Genomic DNA, 16,558 nt, shown 5'->3' with positions numbered 1-16,558 from the left:
AAATTAAAAAATCAAAAGAGAAGGAATCTCAATGTTGTCAAATTTTACAAATCAGTACCAACTTTCAAAAACCTTGCGTTTTGAACTCAAACCTGTAGGTGATACACTTAAGCATATAGAGAAAAGTGGCTTGATAGCACAAGATGAAATACGCTCACAAGAGTATCAAGAAGTAAAAACGATTATCGATAAATACCACAAAGCTTTTATTGATGAAGCACTTCAAAATGTTGTGCTTAGTAATCTTGAAGAGTACGAAGCACTTTTTTTCGAGAGAAATCGCGATGAAAAAGCTTTTGAAAAATTGCAAGCTGTATTGCGTAAAGAGATAGTTGCACATTTTAAGCAACACCCTCAATACAAAACACTTTTTAAAAAAGAGCTTATTAAAGCTGATTTGAAAAATTGGCAAGAACTAAGCGACGCAGAAAAAGAGCTTGTAAGCCACTTTGATAACTTCACAACCTACTTTACAGGTTTTCATGAAAATCGTGCCAATATGTACACAGATGAAGCGAAACACTCTTCTATCGCTTACCGTATTATCCACGAAAATTTGCCTATTTTTTTAACAAATAAAAAACTTTTTGAAACAATCAAGCAAAAAGCACCACACCTTGCACAAGAAACGCAAGATGCCTTGCTTGAATATTTAAGTGGTGCAATAGTTGAAGATATGTTTGAGCTTAGTTATTTTAACCACCTACTTTCACAGACTCATATCGATCTATACAACCAAATGATTGGCGGAGTCAAACAAGATAGTTTAAAAATTCAGGGTTTAAACGAAAAAATCAATCTCTATCGTCAAGCAAACGGCTTGTCAAAACGTGAACTGCCAAATCTCAAACCACTACACAAACAGATACTTAGTGATCGTGAAACACTCTCTTGGCTTCCTGAATCATTTGAAAGCGATGAGGAACTTATGCAAGGTGTGCAAGCATATTTTGAGAGTGAAGTATTAGCTTTTGAGTGCTGCGATGGTAAGGTCAATCTTTTAGAGAAACTGCCTGAGCTTTTGCACCAAACACAAGATTATGATTTTTCAAAAGTTTATTTCAAAAACGATCTAGCACTTACAGCTGCTTCGCAAGCGATTTTTAAAGATTATCGCATTATAAAAGAAGCACTTTGGGAAGTGAATAAACCTAAAAAATCAAAAGATTTAGTGGCGGATGAAGAGAAGTTTTTTAACAAGAAAAATAGCTATTTTAGTATTGAGCAAATAGATGGTGCCTTAAATAGTGCGCAACTCTCCGCTAACATGATGCACTATTTCCAAAGTGAATCTACAAAGGTAATCGAGCAAATTCAATTGACTTACAATGATTGGAAGCGAAACAGTTCAAATAAAGAACTTCTAAAAGCTTTTTTAGACGCGCTTTTATCGTATCAACGTCTTTTAAAACCGCTTAATGCTCCAAACGATCTTGAAAAAGATGTTGCTTTTTATGCCTACTTCGATGCTTATTTTACGAGTTTATGCGGTGTAGTCAAGCTTTACGACAAAGTAAGAAACTTTATGACCAAAAAGCCGTATTCACTTGAAAAATTTAAACTCAATTTTGAAAACTCGACACTACTTGATGGTTGGGATGTCAATAAAGAGTCTGATAATACGGCAATTTTATTTCGCAAAGAGGGCTTGTATTATCTAGGTATTATGAATAAAAAGTATAACAAAGTATTTCGCAATATTTCTAGTTCACAAGATGAGGGTTACCAAAAAATTGACTATAAACTATTACCAGGTGCGAATAAAATGCTTCCAAAAGTCTTTTTTTCTGATAAGAATAAGGAATATTTTAAGCCAAATGCTAAGTTACTTGAGAGATATAAAGCGGGAGAGCATAAAAAAGGGGATAATTTCGACTTAGATTTTTGTCACGAATTAATAGACTTTTTTAAAACTTCAATCGAAAAACATCAAGATTGGAAACATTTTGCTTATCAGTTTTCACCGACTGAGAGTTACGAAGATTTAAGCGGTTTTTATAGAGAGGTTGAACAGCAAGGTTATAAAATCAGTTATAAAAATATTGCAGCAAGTTTTATCGATACATTAGTTGCAGAAGGTAAACTCTATTTTTTCCAGATCTACAACAAAGACTTTTCTCCCTATAGTAAAGGTACGCCAAATATGCACACTCTTTATTGGCGTGCACTTTTTGACGAAAAGAATCTAGCTGATGTGATCTACAAACTTAACGGGCAAGCGGAGATATTTTTCCGTAAAAAATCGATCGAGTACTCCCAAGAGAAGCTGCAAAAAGGGCATCACCACGAAATGCTTAAAGATAAGTTTGCTTATCCAATTATCAAAGATCGTCGTTTTGCTTTTGATAAGTTCCAGTTTCATGTACCAATAACGCTCAACTTTAAAGCAGAGGGTAATGAAAACATTACGCCAAAAACATTTGAATACATTCGATCTAATCCCGACAACATAAAAGTTATAGGTATAGATCGTGGTGAGCGTCACTTACTCTATCTTTCACTCATTGATGCAGAGGGTAAGATCGTAGAGCAGTTTACGCTCAATCAAATTATTAATAGCTACAACGGGAAAGACCACGTCATAGATTATCATGCCAAACTTGACGCAAAAGAAAAAGACCGCGACAAAGCTCGAAAAGAGTGGGGAACTGTCGAAAACATCAAAGAACTAAAAGAGGGCTATTTAAGCCATGTTATCCATAAGATAGCAACTCTTATCATTGAACACGGTGCAGTTGTAGCGATGGAAGATCTCAACTTTGGCTTTAAACGTGGACGTTTCAAAGTTGAAAAGCAAGTCTATCAAAAATTTGAAAAAGCACTTATCGATAAGCTGAACTATCTTGTCGATAAGAAAAAAGAGCCTCATAAACTTGGAGGTCTTTTAAATGCGTTGCAACTCACTAGCAAGTTTCAAAGTTTTGAAAAAATGGGTAAACAAAACGGCTTTTTGTTTTATGTACCTGCGTGGAATACATCCAAAATAGATCCTGTTACGGGTTTTGTTAATCTTTTTGATACCCGTTATGCAAGTGTAGAAAAATCCAAAGCATTTTTTACTAAGTTTCAATCAATTTGCTACAACGAAGCTAAAGATTACTTCGAGTTAGTATTTGATTATAATGATTTCACAGAAAAAGCTAAAGAAACTCGAAGCGAGTGGACACTTTGTACTTATGGTGAACGCATTGTGAGCTTTAGAAACGCGGAGAAAAATCATCAATGGGATAGCAAAACAATTCATCTTACAACAGAGTTTAAAAACCTTTTTGGTGAGCTGCATGGTAATGATGTAAAAGAGTATATTTTAGAGCAAAATTCAGTTGAGTTTTTTAAGTCACTTATCTATTTATTAAAAATTACTTTGCAGATGCGTAACTCAATCACGGGTACTGATATAGACTATCTTGTCTCACCCGTCGCAGATGAAGCAGGGAATTTTTACGACAGTCGTAAAGCCGATACATCTTTACCAAAAGATGCCGACGCAAACGGTGCGTATAATATCGCTCGTAAAGGTTTAATGTTGATGCATCGCATCCAAAACGCCGAAGATCTCAAAAAAGTGAACTTGGCGATTTCAAACCGTGACTGGCTCCGCAACGCTCAAGGACTGGATAAATGAGATGGAACCTTATATCCCCATCTCGTTTTTAAACGATTTTATTTTTTGTCCTCGCTCCATTTACTTTCATCAGCTTTATGGCAGAAGCAGTGAAAGTTTGTACCACAGTACCGACCAAAGTGAGGGTAAAGCTGCACATACCGCCGTCGATACCAAGACATATACAACAGCGAAAAAGGTATTGCAAACTATAGAGATCTACAGTAAAACCTACGGTTTGGGTGGAAAGATAGATACTTTTGATACCCAAACGGGCGTTTTGACTGAACGCAAAAAAAAGATAAAAGTGATCTATGAAGGCTATATTTATCAACTTTATGCACAGTACCATTGTTTGGTAGAGTCAGGATATAAGGTCAATGCTATGAGACTCTACAGTATGGATGATAACAAGATCTATCCTATTGTACTTCCTAGCGAAGATAAAGTGCGTCAGAGTGCTTTTGAGGCACTTTTACGACAAATACGCACATTTGATCTGAGTGCACCTTTTGCTGTAAATCCGAACAAATGCTTTCGATGTATTTACCGTTATTTATGTGATGTTGCAGCATGATGAGCTTGAACGATTTTAAACAAAAGCAGATCATCATCGCGCTTTTAAACCACGGCGAAAAGTTGAGTTTTAAAAATGATAACGTAGTCATAACAGATAAAGATGGCAAAATAAAGCACCAATCTACATGTTATAGACTTTTTGCATTGATGATAGTTGGAAACATTAGCATAACATCTGGACTTTTGCAACGTTCTAAAAAGTTTGGATTTAGCATCACGCTTCTAAGTTACGGGCTTATCCCTTATGGTATATGGCAGTATAAAACTGAAGGAAATTTTCTGCTTAGACAAAAGCAATATGCTTATAAAAGCAATGCTATTGCACTTCATATCGTGCAAAATAAAATCGATCAACAGATCATCCACCTGCAAAAAAGACGCGATAAGCCGCTTGCGCTGACACAAGCGATTGACAAACTTCGAGATTATCGAGGACGGCTTTTGGATGAGTCTTTGGATTTTCAAGAGATCTTAGGTGTTGAGGGTGTAGCTTCAAGACTCTATTTTTCACATATGTTTGACAACATAGAGTGGAACGGGCGCACACCTAGAACCAAAAAAGATATAACAAATCTTTTGATGGATATTGGCTATATGCAACTGTTTCATCTTTTGGATGCGATGCTCAACCTTTATGGATTTGATACCTATAAGGGCGTATATCATAAAGAATTTTATCAGCGTAAATCTTTGGTCGCTGATATTATAGAACCGTTTCGACCTATCGTTGACTATAGGATTAGAAAAGCGTACAACTTGGGGCAAATTAACCCAGATGATTTTGATTTTATCAACGGGCAATACCGCCTCTTTGGAGATAAGGCAAAACCATATACCAAATGGCTCTTAGAGGCGATACTAGAGTATAAAAACGAGATGTTTCTATATATACAGCAGTATTATCGCGCATTTATACAAGAAAAAACTATTGGAGCTTACCCTATGTTTTTGGGAAAAATACCATGATAATAGTTTCGTATGACATTAGTGATGACAAGCTCCGTACAAGATTTTCAAAATTTCTTTTAAAATATGGTTTTCGTTTGCAGTATTCGATATTTCAAATCCGAAACAGCAAAAGAATTTTGTCACTTGTCTCTTCTGAAATAAAAAATAAATTTGAAAAACGTTTTGGTCAAACTGATAGCGTCATTATCTTTAATCTCAGTGAACAGTGTAAAATAACGAGATATGGCTATGCAAAAAATGATGAGGAAGATCTCATAATCATCGACTAAGATGCAAACCTTAGTCTTTATGAGATTTTTATTCGATTTTTGCTACTTTTTCATCTATTTTGTGGCTAAAAATAGGGTAAAATGCTACCTACGGTAACCAAAATGGCAGTTTATCTGTCTAAAGGTACCACCAAATTTCTACTGTTGTAGATGCCTAAAAAAACAGCTAAAGGATTTTAGGTCTAAAGGTACCACCAAATTTCTACTGTTGTAGATTGTTATCACCTGAATCTTCATCTTTGCGTCTAAAGGTACCACCAAATTTCTACTGTTGTAGATTTCACTCGGTGCGTACTTCGCTACTATTTGTCTAAAGGTACCACCAAATTTCTACTGTTGTAGATCGCAAGTTCAGGGGCCTGGGATCTCAATGTCTAAAGGTACCACCAAATTTCTACTGTTGTAGATTTTCTATAAAAAAAGCAGGTGTCATCTGTCTAAAGGTACCACCAAATTTCTACTGTTGTAGATCTAATAAGTTTGCAATTACACGTCAAATGTCTAAAGGTACCACCAAATTTCTACTGTTGTAGATGACTTAAGCATCAATTCGTTAAGTTCTAGGTCTAAAGGTACCACCAAATTTCTACTGTTGTAGATCCGTGTTACCTATTTTATTATATCCGTCGTCTAAAGGTACCACCAAATTTCTACTGTTGTAGATGTGCTGTTTTTGGCAGCTGATTGTCGGTCTAAAGGTACCACCAAATTTCTACTGTTGTAGATGCGTTAGCTGGGTTTATATGATCAATAAGTCTAAAGGTACCACCAAATTTCTACTGTTGTAGATTTTAATTCCCCTGTCCAAAAGTCTTTAAGTCTAAAGGTACCACCAAATTTCTACTGTTGTAGATAGGGAGATACAACCACTCTCACGCCATCGTCTAAAGGTACCACCAAATTTCTACTGTTGTAGATATACAAATGTCGCAGGTACGGCGAATGAGAAGTCTAAAGGTACCACCAAATTTCTACTGTTGTAGATGAAGCGGCTATTACTGCAATGAAGCGTGTCTAAAGGTACCACCAAATTTCTACTGTTGTAGATGATGACGCGGTTTCAGGCGAGACAATCAGTCTAAAGGTACCACCAAATTTCTACTGTTGTAGATGACATCACAAACCCAGACCGCCATAAGTCTAAAGGTACCACCAAATTTCTACTGTTGTAGATGATGACGCGGTTTCAGGCGAGACAATCAGGTCTAAAGGTACCACCAAATTTCTACTGTTGTAGATTGAAAGCCCTAAATGCGAGAGCTATACGTCTAAAGGTACCACCAAATTTCTACTGTTGTAGATGTTCGAGGGGTCGGCGCTTAAACATCTTGTCTAAAGGTACCACCAAATTTCTACTGTTGTAGATGAATAGTTTAGCTTAGTTGCCTAGCAGTCTAAAGGTACCACCAAATTTCTACTGTTGTAGATTAACGTGTTGAGCGCATTTACTCAAAGGTCTAAAGGTACCACCAAATTTCTACTGTTGTAGATACGAGGAAAGATTCAACCAGAATTGTAAGTCTAAAGGTACCACCAAATTTCTACTGTTGTAGATGTTGAGCGACCTGAAAGAATTAGTTAGTCTAAAGGTACCACCAAATTTCTACTGTTGTAGATAAATCAATCCCCGGAAAATCTTTGTGTTGTCTAAAGGTACCACCAAATTTCTACTGTTGTAGATTTATAAACTTATTATAATTTGATAAAGATATTTAAGTAAACAAAGAAGTTTTCAAAGATTTTTTCTTTTTCTCGCTAGTTATGAGTTTTAACCACATAAGCATGAGAGTGTTTTTTTGCGCCGTAAGTCTTAAACGCGTAAACTTTGTAAACATTTAGCCATAGGTAAAATATAATCAGGCTTGATGCAAATACAAAAGCCAACGCTTTAGCAGTTTTTGATGCGGTGAAAAAATTAACCCTTTTTGCCATTATGACAAATGCCCATATGATTGCTATGTAATTCATAACGCCAAATATTCTGAGCCAAGGGTCTTGTCTCGCAGCAAGCGGCATTACCTCGTCAGCAGAGATAACAAACCCCTGTATAAAGCCGTTTGCTATATCGCTGTAGTGATGAAGAAAGAAAAACTCGTATGTGTGCGAGAGCCCGCCTATAATAAATATAGGCGCAAAGGCGTACCCAAGAGTGTAAAATACTTTGCTAAACTCCTCTTTTAAAAATTTTGAGGCCATAAACATACCGAAGTAGACCAGCGAGATGGTAATTAAGAGTGCTAGAAAAAGGGCGCTTATGCCTACATAATCAAGTCCGATAATGCCTATTTTCTCCTCTAAGAACACTCCTGTTTTTGACCAGATAAACTCATCTGCTATCGCTACACGTCCAAGTGCATGATGAAATGACATAGTAACGGTAATAGCAGCTGTTATGAGTATAAACGCCCAAACCTCCGCTTTTTTGATTTGAAAGTTTTTAAAGAGCGACTCGGATGGTTTTACAAGCTTAAAGCTGACCGCTTCACATGCGCTGGAGCAGTCCATACACAAGGTGCAGTCTGTCATATCTCCTCTTTTATTAAACGTAAAAGGTTTGAGATTGTATGTGCAGGCGTCCGCACACTCAAATGTAGTGCAGCTTTTGCATGTATCGCTGTAAGTCCCAAGCTTTGTAAATGATATTTTGGAAAATCCGCGCATAACCGTGCCTATTGGGCATATTGACTTGCAGTAGCTCATGTCGTCATATATATAAAAAAAGACAACGGCAAGAAGTGTAAGCACTATAAAAAAGATTGCAGTTGCCAAAGGAGTTTTATATGCAGCCGGATATATATAGTAAACAACCCAAAAGCCGATAAGAAGCAGAGATATACCTATAAACGGGTTTGCAAGAGCTTTTGGCATCTTCTTTTTAAGACCAAATTTGGTTATATACTTTCCTATAAATCCGTGCGGGCAGATACCGCAAAAAATTCTGCCAAACGTAGAGAGCGTTACAACTATAAAGAGCGGCCAAAAGAGCGACCAAAAAAGAGCAGTCGTAAAAATATTCTCCTCTTTTGAGGGATATATGATCCCAAACACTATTGCATAGACAAAGAGCGCTAAAACAGACGTTTGTAGAGCTCTTATGAAGATCTTGTTTTTAAAAATAAATCCCAATACAGGCATATTGTAAATGTCGTTTTTGTCTCTTTTTTGATAATCAACCATAATATCTCCTAAAATTTGTAGCTGTATGTGAGCATATAGCTTCGGGGTGCGGCTGCTTTGTATGATTCGTTGCCGTAGACATCTTTTAGAGCTTCCATTGCATAGTATTCATTTGTGATGTTTCTGATGTTAAGCTGGATGTTGTGCGCTTTATGCTCATAGCCGAGCATCAGGTCTGTCACAAACTTGTACCCCTCATACTTTTGCGTATTTGCATTATCCATGTAGTAGCTTCCCCACGTTTTTGTTGTAATTCTCGATTTAAAACCGTTTGATAGGTTGAGTGTCGCAAACAAAGAGTACTGATTTTTTGGTATGTACGGCAGGTAATTACCGTCTCTTGATACCAAAGAGCCTGCTACAGACTCGTTAAACGTCACAAATTTAAAATCGCTGTATGCGTAAGATCCGCCAAATCCGACTTGCTTATTTATGGCATAAACAGCATTAAACTCCAAGCCTCTCTTTTTTGTTTTTCCTGCATTGTCGTAGATGGAGTTTCCGTTTGCATCTAGAATTTGAATAATCTCATCATCAACAATATTTTCATAAAGAGCTAAATCATAAGATATATTTTCTGCTCTTATTTTTAATCCTACCTCATAGTTTATGCTAGTTGATTTATCCAGAGATGAGTTATCCGAGAGCTCGCTTGTAGTTGGAGCTTGATTTGCCGTTGCAACAGATATGTAGGCATTTGTACTGTCTGTTATTTTATAAATAGCACCCACTTTTGCAGAAAAGAGAGTGTAAGATTTATCAATGTTGTATAAACCGACCCCCGCAACATAATTTTTTGCACTGTAGCTGTAGTCCGTTATCTGGTTTCCGCTTATGTCAAAACTTAGTTTGTCAACTCTTGAGCTGATATCCAGCGTTATATCTTTTGTGGGAGAGAATGTCTCCATAAGGTAAGCGCCGTAGAGCGTTGTAGTACTATCTTCGGTGCTTGCCAGATCGCCTTTGTTGTTTGATAGCGTTTCGCTTATATAAGGTGTAAAAGGCCATGAAGAAGAGGGTAGAGTTATATAATCTGCATATTCATATTTTTTAGCATCTTTAGTTATATCTGCTTTTAGCGTTACCCCTGCGACTAAAACAGCTTTCTCTCCAAAAAGGTTGTGGTTATAGTTTAGTTCCAAGTCGGTTCCGTAGACTTTGTTGTCGTCACTGTCGTTTATTATTCCGCTGACCGGATGGAAATGCTCCCAAGCGTTAAAGTAGACCCTTGGTTTATATACTATATCTCCAACCTCTTTTTCATACTTGGTGTTTATGGAGAATATTTTGGAATCTCTCGCACTGTGCTGCCACTGGTAGCTTGTGTCGTGCTGTGTTCCCGTGCTCTTAAAGAGCTCAAACTCTTCAGCCGTCATAGATCCGGGAATGTTCATATTTGACTCTGTATAGGAAAACTCACTCTCTATAATAGAGTCGTCTTGAAATATATGACCATATTTTATAGTCGCTTGAGTAGAGTCAAACTCATTGTTGTCTCTCCAGCTGTTCTCGATCTCTCTTCTGCTTATGGTTGCGGAGATAAAATCGTTCTCGCTCAGTTCGCCTCTTACTTTAAGATTTATATTTTTCTGCCCGTCATCGCCTATGCCTATTTTTACTCTGTTCTTATCTTCTTGAAAAACAGACTTTGTTACAAGCTGGATAACGCCGCCTGTAGCATTTACGGCATTTATAGAACCGGGCCCTTTTTGCACCTCTACACTTAGAACATCTTGCATATCTATAAAGTCAAATCTTGTAAAAGAGTCAGGATCTGTCAAAGGAACGCCGTCTTTCATTACCATTATCTCTCTTACACCGTATCTTGCTTTTAGCCCAGCACCTCTTATGATAAGTCTTGGACTTGGAGAGTTTGTAGAGGACTCTGCATTAACACCGGGGATATTCTCTATCGCCTCTTGTATGTTTAAGATGTTGTTGTCTTCTATCGTCTTCTCGTCTACAACGGCAATTGATTGTGAGATATCTTTTGTTGCGGTTGATACTTTTGTCGCCGTTACGCTTATTGAGTCAAGACTTACTTCTTGCGCATGAATGGATGAGATTGCCAGCAGAGCTGCTAGTGAATATTTTATATTCATATTCTTTCCTTAGTTTTTAAAATTAAATATATTTTTAAAAATTTAACTAAGGAGTGTTAATTTTGTATTAAGAATGTCAACAAATTGTCATTTTGTTGTCACAATGTAGTGATTTTGTATGAGAATAGTTACTTTTTAGATTTTAGTACGAAATAAAAGACGACAGCTATTGCAACAAAAACGAGAGTTCTTATAATGATAGTGGTTGAATCTAAGGTTTCCATTGAGCATCTTTGTGTATGGATTTTGTGTGGATGGGGTAGAGGGATTCGAACCCCCGAATAGCGGCACCAAAAGCCGCGGCCTTACCGCTTGGCGATACCCCAGTAAGTGAAAGATTAGTTTTCTAAAACGGATGGAATTATAAATATACTCCCCTTACAACACCCTTAATTAGTATATAAAAAACCCTGAAATATGCTCTTTAAAAGGGGTAAAAAAATAGCAGTTGCAAATTGTGAAAAAAGATGTATGATTCCATTATAATTTATAAAAGCAAGGAGAGTATGCATGGGAAGTTTAACTGTAAACAAACAGAAATTAAAACGATTTACAATAGCTACAAAGCCCGTTATGGAGGAGTATTTGGCAAAGATGGATGTTGATCTTAGCGACTACACTTTTGCTGCCAATTTTATCTGGCTGGCTAACAGCAGCGGATTTTACGCAGTTATAAATAAGTGTTTCTGTCTTTTTGTTATGACGGGCGGCGAGCTGACCATGCTTCTGCCTCCGATCGGAAAGAAAAAGCATATCACGGATGCTATTATCAGCTGTTTTAAGGTCATGAACACGAACAACTCATCCCCATACTACTCCCGCATAGATTATGTTCAATCTTCCATGCTCGAAGAGTTCGTCCAAAACACGGATGAGGCGCAAAGTATGTTTGAGATGCTGGAATCTTACTTGGTAGAGAAAAAACTGGTTGATTATGTTTACGAGGCGGCTGCACTAATAGAGCTGCGCGGAAACAGTTACCACACGAAAAGAACCGAGATCAACAAATTTATGAAGTCCTATCCTGATTATGTTATTGAACAGCTAGACAGCGTAAAGCATAAAGATGAGATCATGCATCTATTTAACAAATGGGTATCCGACAGGGTCAAGTATATGCCAAAAGAGGAGGCGGAACACTTTTTAGAGGGTATTCATCAGGAGCGACATGCGGTAAAGCAGATGCTCAAATATTACGAAGAGCTCTCTTTGATAGGTTTGGTAATCTACATAAACGGAGAGCTGAAGGGCTTTACCGTCGGTGAGAGAATCAACAAAGATACGGCAACGGTCATTATAGAAAAAACCGATTTTGAGATATTGGGATGCGCTCAGTTTATCTTTAGAGAGTTCTCCAAGATGCTAAAAGAGCACTATGAAATTGTCTATATAAATGTAGGTGATGATATGGGCTTTGAGAACCTGCGCAAGGTTAAGATGTCATACCGTCCGTTCAAACTTGTGCCAAAGTATACGATCTACCAAAAATGATACTCAAAAAAGCCAAAAACGCAGACCTCTCTTCGCTTTGTGCGCTGGAGGGGGAGCTGTTTTTACCGCAAAACTTCCCTCTCTCAAGGGGTTCTTTTGCATATCACATAAAAAACAATCTGCTCTATGTTACGGAGATAGACGGTGTTTTGGCGGGCTATATCTTGGTGCTTATCAAGCGAAAAGATGCCAAACTCTACTCTTTGGGAGTGGGCACCTCCTACCGCAATAGAAAAATTTCGCAAGAGCTTCTTCGACTGGCATTAGAAGAGCTCTTGGCTTTAGGTTTTAAAAGAGTGCTTCTTGAAGTGCGAACGGATAATGAAGCGGCAATAGCTTTATATAAGAAAATGGGCTTTAGCGAGCTCAAAAAACTAAAAGCTTTTTACAGAGACGGCTGTGATGCCTATCTGATGCAATTAAAGATAGAACAATAGGGAGAAAATATGAAACTGTCACTGCAAGAGTTGATTGATGCGCTTAGAGATAAAGTAGAAAAATATTTAGAGGGTATTGATGCTAGTCTGCACCCTTACGATATCGCAGAAGATCTGCTTGAGTTGCGTGATGAAGGTGAAAAACTATACCTAGATGAACTCTCTAAACTGCCGCAAGAACTTCAAGCCCATGTTATGATAGAGCTTCCCCGCCACTGTCATGAGGAGATAGTAGAGTACTTCACGCCAAGCGAACTTGCCTCTTTGGCAAATACGCTCGATACCGATGATGCGGCAGAACTTCTCCGCAACATTGAAGAGGTCGATGAAAAAATAGCTCAAGAGGTTTTAGAGAGCCTTCCGCATAAAGATAGAGAAAATCTGCAGACTCTTATAGCATACGATGAGTATGAAGCGGGTGCTTATATGCAGACCGAGCTTTTCTCTGCATTTATAGATGAGCAGGTCGGAGACTCCATACGCCGTCTTAAACGCTTAAAAGCCCAAAAAGAGCTAGACAGCGTCTATCAGGTCTATGTGGTTACCAGGAACCGCAAATATTTGGGCTCGATTCCACTAGAAGATCTAATACTTCTTGGACCGAACGTAAATTACAAAGAGCTTGTAAAAGATGGAGTAAATACCATCTCGGTCAAGGCTTCGGATGATATTCACGATGTAGTAGAGGTCGCATCAAAGTACGATATGGGTGTAATTCCTGTCACAGATGCAAAAGGCAAACTTCTTGGACGTATAACCTCGGATGACATCTACGACATCATCGAAGAGCGTGCGACCGGACAGCTCTATAACCTTGCGGGTGTTAATGAGGATGCGGAACAGGAGGAGAGCCTTTTTCACATCGGTAAGTATCGTGCTTACTGGCTTGGTATAAACCTTATAACGGCTATTGCGGCATCCGTCGTTATCGGTCTTTTTGATGCGACCCTGCAATCACTTGTCGCACTTGCGGTACTGATGCCGATAGTAGCATCTATGGGCGGAAACGCGGGAACGCAGACACTGACCGTAACGGTACGCCAGATGGCGCTTGGAGACATAAGCAGCGAAGATGCCAAAGAGACTATTTTAAAAGAGGTCTATCTGGCTCTAATGAACGGCTTAATATTTGCCGTCGCTATCGGCATCATCGCTTGGATATGGTTCTCAATGCCTCTGCTTGGAGTTGTAATAGCTGCCTCTATGGTTATAAATATAATCACGGCGGGATTTTTCGGCTCGCTCATCCCTCTGCTTCTTCAAAAGGCAGATATCGACCCTGCGGTAGGCTCTTCCGTGCTTCTTACAACGGTTACGGACATTGTAGGCTTTTTTAGTTTTCTTGGATTGGCAACCATAATTTTGCTATAGTAAAAGAAAAAAAGCGGGTGTTAAAATGAGAAAATTGTTACTTGGTTTTTTACTTTTACTCTTTTTTTCAGAGTTGTTGAGCGCCAAAAATAGCGATGAAGGCGCAGTTGTATTTATGTACCACCGTTTTGGCGATAGCAGATACCCATCTACAAATATCAGAATGGAGCAGTTTGAAAAACATCTGCAGTATCTTTCGCAAAACGACTACAAGGTCTGGAGCCTCTCAAAGATAGTCCGTCATATCATAGAGGGCAGAGAGATCCCAAAAAAAGTAGTTGCACTAACTATAGATGACGCTTATAAAAGCATATACACTAATGCGTTTACAAAGTTTAAGGAGTACAACTTCCCTTTTACGGTTTTTGTAAACAGCACGTCGGCAGATAGCGGTTCAAAAAATTATATGAGCTGGGATGAGATGCGTGAGATGCAAGCCTTTGGAGCGGAGTTTGCGAACCACTCAAAAACACATGACTATATGCTCCCTCAAGAGGGCGAAGATGAGCATAGCTGGAAAAAGCGCATAAAAGAGCAGATAGAGGGCGCTCAAAAGAGACTTCAAGAGGAGCTGGGAGAGACTACAAACGAAAACCCAAAGCTATTCTCATACCCTTTTGGAGAGTATACGAAAGAGAGTGCGGAGTATATTCAAAGCTTGGGATATATCGGAATTACTCAGACGTCTGGTGCAATTGGAATGCATAGTGATACAAGGACTCTGCCGCGCTTTGCAATGTCGGAGGCGTACGCGGATATGGATGGTTTTACTCTAAAGATTAAAACTCTGCCTCTTCCAATAGATAGCGTCTCATCGATAGAGCCTCTGGTAAAAGAGCAGAATCCTCCAAAACTCACCATAAAGCTCAAATATCCAGTAAAAAATGTAGGGTGTTACCTCTCCAGCGGAAAAGCGATAACCGTTGAGTGGGCATCGGATAGAGAGTTCAGCGTTCAAGCAGATGAAGCGCTAAAGGCTCCAAGAGACAGATACACTTGTACGGCCTCGGCAGAAGAGGGCAGATGGTACTGGTATAGCCATCTCTGGATAGTAAAATAGCAAAAGCTATCTGCTAAGAAGAATATCCTCTATCATCTTTGCATAAGCGCTATTAGCACCTATGTGATCTAAAACTTCTATTTTAATGTCATATTTTTTTGAGCATGTTGAAGCCAGATGTGGGACATCTTCTCTGACATGTTTTCCCGGAGCCAAAAAGAGAGGCAAAACAGTAACGCTGCTAACGCCCGCCGTTTTTAGCTTCTTTACCGCATCTTCAAAATCGGGCTCAGCCAACTCTAAAAAAGCGAGTTCTATATTTTCAATATTTACCCGTAACTTCTCTAAAACCTCTCTTGTAGCGTCATTTGACGCCTTGACCTTGCTACCGTGCGAGAGCAGTATATATCCGTTCATCTTCAAACCTTAATTTATATACGAAAATATAGCATAATTGCGTTTACACGCACCGTTTATGGTTCAATTAAATAAAACAATCGTATCATTAAAACCATTATAAGTGCAATTAAAGTAAAAACAGAGATAGAGAGAGTTTGGGATGAGCTATAAACCGCCATATACTAATACATCAAAAATCATAAAGCAAGTAAGTGAAATATCTGAGCTTATATCTGATATAAAATATATAGATAAAAATTATAATACTCTAAGACTTCGTAAAAAAAATAGGATCAGATCAATTACAGGGACGCTGCAAATAGAGGGAAACACCTTTGATGAAGCAAAAGTTACCAGCATAATAGAGGGCAAAACAGTTCTAGGAACCATGAGAGAGATAGAAGAGGTAAAAGGGGCGATTGAAGCGTATGACAATATAGAAAAATACAGCTATAAAAATGAAAAAGACCTATTAAAGGCGCACAAGTACCTTATGGAAAATCTCTTAAATAATGCAGGGACATATAGAAACAGCAACGTAGGTATCGGCGGCAAAGATGGCGTAACACATGTTGCACCACCGCCTAGTCAAGTACCAAAACTAATGGATGAGCTGTTTGAGTGGCTTCAAAGTACAGACGAACATCCGCTTATTGCAAGTTGTGTATTTCACTACGAGTTTGAGTTCATCCATCCATTTAGCGATGGTAATGGACGCATCGGACGACTTTGGCAGAGTGTAATCCTTAAATCTTTTAAAGATATTTTTACATATATGCCAATAGAAAGTGTGGTAAGAAATCATCAACTAGAATACTATCAAGCGCTAGAAGATGCTGGAAGTGCGGGAGAATCTACACCTTTTATAGAGTTTATGTTAGAGATAATAACGCAATCACTAAAAGAGTATATAAAAGAATCTAAAAAAAGTGACCAAAAAAGTGACCAAAAAAGTGACCAAAAAATCTTGGATTTGATTATGCAAGATAATAAAATAACCATCATGCAGATATGTCAACAACTGGATATGAGTGAATCCGGTGTGAAAAAAGTTATAAAAAAACTAAAAGATGAAAACAGAGTTCAAAGAGTTGGAAGCCTTAAGGGCGGACATTGGGAAGCTTTGGAAAAAGAAATTTAAATTTAAAAACACAAACTAG

Annotated in this window: 12 protein-coding genes, 1 tRNA gene and 1 CRISPR repeat array; of the genes, 9 read left to right on the top strand and 4 right to left on the bottom strand. The window is 38.2% G+C overall.

The features are described 5' to 3' along the window. Window positions 1–31 precede the first annotated feature (31 nt). The 4 genes from cas12a to cas2 are packed head-to-tail and all read left to right on the top strand — an operon-like array spanning window position 32 to window position 5,421. Window positions 32–3,625: a type V CRISPR-associated protein Cas12a/Cpf1 gene (cas12a, locus tag FCU45_RS05335; protein ID WP_137013028.1), complete on the top strand. Its 3,594-nt coding sequence runs from the start codon at window positions 32–34 to the stop codon at window positions 3,623–3,625. Between the two features lies 1 nt (window position 3,626). Continuing rightward, window positions 3,627–4,181: a type V CRISPR-associated protein Cas4 gene (gene cas4, locus FCU45_RS05330; RefSeq protein ID WP_137013026.1), complete on the top strand. Its 555-nt coding sequence runs from the start codon at window positions 3,627–3,629 to the stop codon at window positions 4,179–4,181. A 5-nt stretch (window positions 4,182–4,186) separates the two neighbouring features. Further along, the gene (gene cas1, locus FCU45_RS05325) at window positions 4,187–5,149 is read left to right on the top strand and encodes a type V CRISPR-associated endonuclease Cas1 (protein WP_170175829.1); all 963 of its coding nucleotides are present in this window, start codon (window positions 4,187–4,189) and stop codon (window positions 5,147–5,149) included. Then, window positions 5,146–5,421, top strand: a complete 276-nt coding sequence (gene cas2, locus FCU45_RS11890; RefSeq protein WP_137013022.1) for a CRISPR-associated endonuclease Cas2 — start codon at window positions 5,146–5,148, stop codon at window positions 5,419–5,421. The genes cas1 and cas2 overlap by 4 nt, the downstream gene beginning before the upstream one ends. A gap of 116 nt (window positions 5,422–5,537) precedes the next feature. Then, window positions 5,538–7,102: direct repeats of the CRISPR family, unit length 36 nt; unit sequence GTCTAAAGGTACCACCAAATTTCTACTGTTGTAGAT. Window positions 7,103–7,176: 74 nt separating this feature from the next. Here the strand turns inward: cas2 and FCU45_RS05315 are convergent. The 3 genes from FCU45_RS05315 to FCU45_RS05305 all read right to left on the bottom strand — a co-directional run bounded on the left by FCU45_RS05315 (window position 7,177) and on the right by FCU45_RS05305 (window position 11,026). After that, window positions 7,177–8,598, bottom strand: coding sequence for a 4Fe-4S binding protein (locus FCU45_RS05315; RefSeq protein WP_137013020.1), 1,422 nt, complete (start codon window positions 8,596–8,598; stop codon window positions 7,177–7,179). An 8-nt stretch (window positions 8,599–8,606) separates the two neighbouring features. Continuing rightward, window positions 8,607–10,700, bottom strand: coding sequence for a TonB-dependent receptor (locus FCU45_RS05310; protein ID WP_137013018.1), 2,094 nt, complete (start codon window positions 10,698–10,700; stop codon window positions 8,607–8,609). A 251-nt stretch (window positions 10,701–10,951) separates the two neighbouring features. Beyond that, window positions 10,952–11,026, bottom strand: a tRNA-Gln gene (locus tag FCU45_RS05305). Between the two features lie 184 nt (window positions 11,027–11,210). On the opposite strand from FCU45_RS05305, the gene FCU45_RS05300 reads away from it, so the two are divergent. Genes FCU45_RS05300 through FCU45_RS05285 form a run of 4 tightly spaced genes read left to right on the top strand, consistent with a single transcriptional unit; the run spans window position 11,211 to window position 15,059 of the window. Next, entirely contained in the window at window positions 11,211–12,191 is a 981-nt protein-coding gene (locus FCU45_RS05300; protein WP_137013016.1) for a DUF2156 domain-containing protein, read from the top strand. Then, on the top strand, window positions 12,188–12,628 hold the full coding sequence (gene rimI, locus FCU45_RS05295) for a ribosomal protein S18-alanine N-acetyltransferase (protein WP_137013014.1): 441 nt from the start codon (window positions 12,188–12,190) through the stop codon (window positions 12,626–12,628). The genes FCU45_RS05300 and rimI overlap by 4 nt, the downstream gene beginning before the upstream one ends. Window positions 12,629–12,637: 9 nt before the next feature. Next, complete coding sequence (gene mgtE / locus FCU45_RS05290) at window positions 12,638–13,999, top strand: magnesium transporter (protein WP_137013012.1); 1,362 nt, start codon at window positions 12,638–12,640, stop codon at window positions 13,997–13,999. Between the two features lie 25 nt (window positions 14,000–14,024). Beyond that, window positions 14,025–15,059, top strand: coding sequence for a polysaccharide deacetylase family protein (locus FCU45_RS05285; RefSeq protein WP_137013010.1), 1,035 nt, complete (start codon window positions 14,025–14,027; stop codon window positions 15,057–15,059). 6 nt (window positions 15,060–15,065) lie between these two features. Here the strand turns inward: FCU45_RS05285 and FCU45_RS05280 are convergent, their stop codons facing one another. After that, window positions 15,066–15,416: a sirohydrochlorin chelatase gene (locus tag FCU45_RS05280; protein WP_137013008.1), complete on the bottom strand. Its 351-nt coding sequence runs from the start codon at window positions 15,414–15,416 to the stop codon at window positions 15,066–15,068. Window positions 15,417–15,558: 142 nt separating this feature from the next. Here FCU45_RS05280 and FCU45_RS05275 point away from each other — a divergent pair, with 142 nt between their 5' ends. Further along, window positions 15,559–16,539, top strand: coding sequence for a Fic family protein (locus FCU45_RS05275; protein ID WP_137013006.1), 981 nt, complete (start codon window positions 15,559–15,561; stop codon window positions 16,537–16,539). The last annotated feature ends 19 nt before the right edge of the window (window positions 16,540–16,558 follow it).

This window comes from Sulfurimonas crateris, from assembly GCF_005217605.1.
In the GTDB taxonomy this organism is placed as follows: Bacteria; Campylobacterota; Campylobacteria; order Campylobacterales; family Sulfurimonadaceae; genus Sulfurimonas; species Sulfurimonas crateris.
The sequence above is the reverse complement of the archived record's forward strand: the minus strand, read 5'-3'. Positions and strand labels throughout refer to the sequence as shown.